5 protein-coding genes and 1 pseudogene are annotated in these 5,983 nt (G+C 70.4%); all 6 read left to right on the top strand.

The features are described from left to right. Positions 1–87 precede the first annotated feature (87 nt). Positions 88–345 (top strand): annotated as a pseudogene (locus AB0J08_RS40845) (IS5/IS1182 family transposase); the annotation flags it as partial. A gap of 53 nt (positions 346–398) precedes the next feature. After that, the gene (locus AB0J08_RS40840; protein ID WP_360645035.1) at positions 399–923 is read left to right on the top strand and encodes an ATP-binding protein; all 525 of its coding nucleotides are present in this window, start codon (positions 399–401) and stop codon (positions 921–923) included. 170 nt (positions 924–1,093) lie between these two features. Further along, positions 1,094–1,612 carry a MarR family transcriptional regulator gene (locus tag AB0J08_RS40835; RefSeq protein WP_360645032.1) on the top strand — a complete coding sequence of 173 codons (519 nt, stop codon included), beginning with the start codon at positions 1,094–1,096 and terminating at the stop codon, positions 1,610–1,612. A gap of 147 nt (positions 1,613–1,759) precedes the next feature. Beyond that, the gene (locus tag AB0J08_RS40830) at positions 1,760–2,239 is read left to right on the top strand and encodes a hypothetical protein (protein WP_360645029.1); all 480 of its coding nucleotides are present in this window, start codon (positions 1,760–1,762) and stop codon (positions 2,237–2,239) included. A gap of 96 nt (positions 2,240–2,335) precedes the next feature. After that, on the top strand, positions 2,336–3,190 hold the full coding sequence (locus AB0J08_RS40825; protein WP_360645026.1) for an NmrA family NAD(P)-binding protein: 855 nt from the start codon (positions 2,336–2,338) through the stop codon (positions 3,188–3,190). A 663-nt stretch (positions 3,191–3,853) separates the two neighbouring features. Beyond that, positions 3,854–5,938, top strand: coding sequence for a transglycosylase domain-containing protein (locus tag AB0J08_RS40820; protein ID WP_360645023.1), 2,085 nt, complete (start codon positions 3,854–3,856; stop codon positions 5,936–5,938). Positions 5,939–5,983: the final 45 nt, after the last annotated feature.

Raw genomic sequence — 5,983 nt, 5'->3', positions numbered from 1 at the left:
GCCCATCTGATCGACGCCTGCCTCACCGAGACCGGACTGATCATGGACGGCTGAGCTCAGCAACAGCCGACATCACGCAATCAAGTTCAGTACCTACGCAGACGCCAGATCAAACACACCGTCCCAAAACCGAAGGACCAGCGAGCCGACCGCAGGCGCCGACGAAGCCGAGGAGGCCGGCCGGCGGGCTTTGACAAGGAGAGAGACAAGCGCCGCAACGAGGTCGAGCGCACGATCAACCGGCTCAAGCACTTCCGCGCCGTGGCTACGCGCTACGACAAGCGCGCCTACGTCTTCCACGGCACTGTCACCGTGGCGTCCCTCCGCCTGTGGCTCGGCCCGTGATCGGGCGGATAAAACGGTGGCTTCCTGATTCGCTTCCCTGCCACGATCTGGGGGTGACCACGTTGTTCCTGATGGTCGGCCTGCCAGGGGCCGGAAAGACCACACGGGCTCGGCAGCTCGCCGCGGAGCACGGCGCGCTGCGTCTGACGCCCGACGACTGGATGATTCCCCTGTTCGGCGAGGCGGAGGCGGACGGGAAGCGCGATGTGCTGGAGGGGCGCATGCTCTGGCTCGCCCTGGAGGCGGTCCGACTGGGCACCGACGTCGTCGTGGACTACGGCTGCTGGTCACGGGCCGAACGGTCCGCGATCCGCTGGCTGGTGGAGACCGAGGGGGCGTGCTTCCGCATGGTCTACCTGCCGGTGGACGAGGAGACCCAACGCACCCGTATCGCCCACCGCTGGGCGACCACCCCCGAGGAGACGTTGCCGATGTCCGAGGCCGACATCCTGCACGGGCGCGCGCATTTCGAGGAGCCCGACGCGGCGGAGCTGGAGGGCCGCAGGGGCGCCGGCCCGCCGCCCGGGTGGGTCGACTGGCGGGAGTGGGCCGCCGACCGGTGGCCGTCGTTCGCGTGACTGCTGCGGCCCACGACAACTAGCCGCACCGGGCGTGCCTGCACCGGCCCGAGATGATCCGCCCGGACAGCCCCTAGGGCGCACAGCCCCAGGGCGGGTGGGTCGCCGCCGGAGCGGCCAGGCGCCGGGGCGCCTTGACTCACGCAGTAATTAGCTGCCATATTACCTGCATGACGAGGGACGAGGCCGACGGTGAGGCACCCACACTGGACCAGGCCAGGCGCCAGCTCCAGTACTACGGCCTGGAGGCCGACCCGCAGGCGGTGCTGGTCGCGGTACGGCTGATCTCGGCGGGCGCACGGGTCGGCCGGGCGGCCGAGGCGCACTTCGCCAGGTTCGGCCTGTCGACCGGGCGCTACCGCCTGCTCGCCGATCTCGAAGCCCATGGCGGAGAGAAGTCCCCTTCGCGTCTGGCCGCAGACCTCGACGTCTCCAGGGCCACGGTCACCGGCCTGCTGGACGGCCTCGAACGCGAGGGCCTGATCGCCCGGCGCCCGTCCGCGGAGGACGGACGCGGCACGGTGGCCATACTGACGGCACGCGGCGCGCAGCGCCTGCGCGACATGGCGCCCGAGCATTTCAGGCGACTGGAGACGATGGTGGGCGGGCTCAGCGTCGAGGAGCGCGCGGTCTTCCTGGACCTGCTCGCCCGCGTGGTGCGTGGCAGTGCGGCCCTGGTCGCCGACTGACCCGACCCTCGGCCACTCCGGCCCCGCCCTCTGGGCAGGGCCTTCTTCACGGACCTATAGTTAGCCACCTAATCATTTCGCTGGGCAGGTCCACCGGCCTCCCCGGCAAGCCTTCGCTTTCCTCACGCCGACGAGAAAGAGGCCCGCATGCCCGCAATCAAGGACCGCGCAGCGAAGGACGGAGCCGGCCGGAGCCGGGCGGCGTCTCGACCCTTCGTCCTGTGGCGCGAGGTACTGACGGCCTACGCCGCCCCCGCCCTGATGGCCGGCACCGCCGGACTCGTCACCGGGCAGCGGGACCTGGCGGTGGCGGCGTGCACCTCCATCGCCGGCACCTCCGCCGTGGTGGCCTACCTGGTCGGCGCCTGGCTACGGCACGGCGGCCGGCCACGGCGGTGGACCACCGCCGTACCCCGCGTCGCCCTGACCGTCCTGCTCGTCGTCACCACCGCCGGCACGGCAGCCCTGTTGGCGTGGTCCGCCGCCCACTGGCTCCCCACCCACACCCCGGTCCCCGCCAGTCCCTGGCTGGACCGCCTGCGGATCGACCTGCCCGTCTCCGCGACCCTCGCGACCACCATCGTCACCCTGCGCTGGCGCGGCACCACCGCCGCATCCCGGCCGTAGCCCACCCAGGCCCACGAACCGAACCCGAACACCCCACCCCGGCGGTGCCCACCGCCGGGAACCCACCACGAAGTGAGGACACCGATGATCGTCGTCATGGGAGCCACCGGAGCGACCGGCAACGCCCTGCTCCACAGCCTCCTCGCACTCGGCGAGCCCGTTCGCGCGCTGACCCGCACCCCGCAGCGGCCGCTGCCCGGCCTCGGCGGCGCGCACCCCTCGCTCGTCGAGGTCCGGTACGCCGACGCCGGCGACGCCGACTCGCTGCGCGCCGCCTTCCAGGGCGCGAGCGGGCTCTTCCTCGCCATGGCCAACAGCCCGGCACAGGTCGAGCTCGAAACCCGCGTCATCGACGCCGCCGCCCACACCGGCATCGGGCACATCGTCAAGATCTCCGCGCCCGCGGCCGAACCCGACTCCCCCGTCGCCATATCCCGCGGACACCACGCCATCGAGGGCCACCTGCGCGCCTCGGGACTCAGCCACACCGTCCTGCGCCCCTACGCGTTCATGCAGAACCTCCTGCGACTGGCGCCCACCGTCGCCCAGGGCGTCATCCTCGCCGCGCTGGGCGACGCGCCCTGCAACTACATCGACTGCCGCGACATCGGCGACGTCGCCGCCGCCGCGCTCACCAGGCCCGACCTCGCCGGCACCACCCTCACCCTCACCGGTCCGGAAGCCGTGTCCCAACCCGAACTCGCCTCCCGGCTCACCGCCCTGACCGGCCGGGAGATCCGCTACGTCGACCTCACCCCGAACGAACTGCGCGACCAGCTCGTCCACAGCGCCCACATGCCCACCTGGCTCGCCGACCACGTGACGGAGATCCAGCAACTCGCCATCGCCCGACCCGAGACCCCCACCAGCACCGTCGCCGACGTCCTCGGCCGCCCGCCCCGCACCCTGGACGCCTTCCTGCGCGAACACGGCGACCACTTCCGCCGATAGGACCGCTCGCCGCGTGCCGCCGCAGCGCCACCTCCACAGCGGCACCCGGCCGGAGCCGACCACTCGCCCCCGGGGTCCCGTCACCAGGACGGGGCCCCGGGGGCGAGCCGCTTGCCGGACACCGCGCCGAAGCGGGGCGGGACCGATGCGAAGCATGTCCCGGAAGGGCAGCTTCGGCACGCCGTACGGGCAGCGGTTCACCGGAGCCCGGGTTCGTGTGCAACATTTCGCCCCGCCCAGAGCATCTACCTGATGTCAGGGTCGTGAGACGAGAGGGAGGCGGTACGCGAAGCCACGGATGCGCGGTCACGGAACGGGGACCGGCCCGCGCTCGCCGACGGGCGGCGCCTCCCTCCGGCGTGGATTCTGTTTGCTTCCGCGCCGTCCACAGGGGTTTCCTGAATACATTGTGGGCGGTATTCAATTCACTCATGGCAATTCAGTACGTATACAATCGGAGCAGTGTCAGCAAGCCTTCCCCTCTTGTCACACGGTTGTGACAAGCCTCCGCGACAATGCGCCCGATCGGCGCGGGGCGACGGCTAGTGTGCTGACATGGCATCGAATCCTCCTCCGATATGGAATTCATCCGACACCGAATCCCTCCCGCCCACTCGCAGCTCGCCGCTCCAGGTGGCCCGCTACGGTGCGACCTTCCTGGGTGTGAGCGTGGTGTCCGGTGTCCTGCTCGCCGGCTTGGCCCTGCCCGCCGCCGGGGCGCTCGGGCTGACGGCGAAGAGCACGGCGGAGGGCTTCGAGGACATCCCCGACGACTTCAGGACCCCACCGCTCACCCAGTCCACGCAGATCTTCGACGCCAAGGGCGGGCTGATCGCCAAGGTATACGAGCGCGACCGCACGGTGCTCACCGCGGACCAGATGTCCCCCCTGACGCGCCAGGCGCAGGTGGACATCGAGGACGCGCGCTTCTACGAGCACGGCGCCGTCGACCTCAAGGGCGTGCTCCGCGCGGCCAGCAAGAACGCCGAGAGCGGCACCGCCTCGCAGGGCGCCTCGACGCTGACCCAGCAGTACGTGAAGAACGTCAACGTCGAGAAGGCCGGCGACGACCAGGCCGCCGTCAAGGAGGCGCAGCGCAAGACGCTGGGTCGCAAGATCCAGGAGCTGAAGGTCGCGGTCAAGCTGGAGGAGGAACTGACGAAGGATCAGATCCTCACCAACTACCTGAACATCACGTACTACGGGAACGGCGCCTACGGCGTCGAGGCCGCCTCGCAGCGCTACTTCAGCAAGAGCAACAGGGACCTCACCATCGCCGAGGCCGCCACCCTGGCCGGGCTGGTGCAGAACCCGTCGGCCTACGACCCGAAGCTGCACCCGCAGGCCGCGCAGACCCGCCGCAACGTGGTGATCGACAAGATGCTGGAGAACAAGCACATCACCGCGGACCAGGCCAAGGAGGCGAAGGCCGCCCCCCTGGGCCTGACGTTCAAGGAACCGCAGAACGGCTGCATCACCGCCCAGGCCGGCATGGGGTTCTTCTGCGAATACGTCCGCCGCGTGGTCAAGCAGGACCCGGCGTTCGGCAACAGCGTCGCCGAACGGAAGAAGTTCTGGGACCAGGGCGGCCTGAACATCTACACCACCCTCGACCCGGACAAGCAGGCCGCCGCGCAGAACGCGGTGAGCAGCAACGTGCGGGTCACCGACAGCGTCTCGGCCGCCGCCAGCATGGTCGAACCGGGCACCGGCAAGATCCTGGCGATGGCCCAGACCCGCCCCTACGGCCTGGACAAGGACAGGAACCAGACCGTCGTCAACCTCAACGTCGACCTGGCGATGGGCGGGGGCAACGGCTTCCAGCCCGGGTCCACGTTCAAGCCGATCGTCGCGGCCGCGGCACTGGAGGCGGGCCGGCCGCCGACCCAGGAGTACCCCTCGCCGAACAAGCTCGAATACCCGACGACGAAGACCTGCACGGGCACCTGGAAGAACGACGCCCGGCCCAAGGCCGTGGTGCCCAACGAATCCGCGAACGAGAAGGGCCCCTACCAGCTGAAGGAGGCCATGGCCCTCTCGGTCAACACCTACTTCGTCCAGATGGAGCAGGACATCGGCCTCTGCCCGGTCAAGCAGATGGCCAACAAGCTCGGCATCACCACCCGAGCCAGCGGCAAGCCCCTCGACGAGGTCCCCGCGATGGGCCTGGGCGTCGAGGAGGTGAGCCCGTTGACCATGGCGAACGTCTACGCGACCTTCGCCGCCCAGGGCACGTACTGCGCGCCGATCGCGATCAACAAGATCACCACGCTGGACGGCAAGGACGTCCCCGCCCCGGCCGGCCGCTGCGGGCAGGTGTTCTCCGAGACCACGGCACAGGCGCTCAACACCGTCCTGAACGGCGTGACCGAGAACGGGACCGGCGCGAAGGCCAACCTGGAGGGCGGCCGGCAGATCGCCGGCAAGACCGGGACCTCGGACCACAAGAAGGCCGCCTGGTTCAGCGGCTACACCCCGCAACTCGCCACCGCCGTCTGGCTCGGCGGCCCCAACGGCGGCGTCGAGATGCGCAACATCACCATCAACGGGAAGTACCGCGCCGAGGTGTTCGGCGCCGACGGCCCCGGCCCGATCTGGCAGGACGCCATGAACCAGGCCCTGCGGGGCGCCCCCAAGGTGCCCTTGAAGATGGCCGACATCCCCGACCCGGCGCCGAGGACCGACCCGGGCCCCTCCGGAGCTCCCACGAGCCCGCCGGCCACCACCCCGCCCGGCCCGCAGCGCTGACCGCGGCGTCACCGCGGTGCGAGAGGTCCACGAAGCCCGTGCCCC

Source organism: Kitasatospora sp. NPDC050463 (assembly GCF_040655255.1).
GTDB lineage: Bacteria > Actinomycetota > Actinomycetes > Streptomycetales > Streptomycetaceae > Kitasatospora.
Note: the sequence above shows the minus strand (reverse complement) of the source record. Positions and strands in the feature narration are given on the sequence as shown.

What these genes read in the sequence shown, in the direction of transcription:
- AB0J08_RS40835 (WP_360645032.1), top strand. Translation starts at nt 1,094, where the DNA reads ATGACGAGGGACGAGGCCGACGGTGAGGCACCCACACTGGACCAGGCC.
- AB0J08_RS40830 (WP_360645029.1), top strand. Translation starts at nt 1,760, where the DNA reads ATGCCCGCAATCAAGGACCGCGCAGCGAAGGACGGAGCCGGCCGGAGC.
- AB0J08_RS40825 (WP_360645026.1), top strand. Translation starts at nt 2,336, where the DNA reads ATGGGAGCCACCGGAGCGACCGGCAACGCCCTGCTCCACAGCCTCCTC.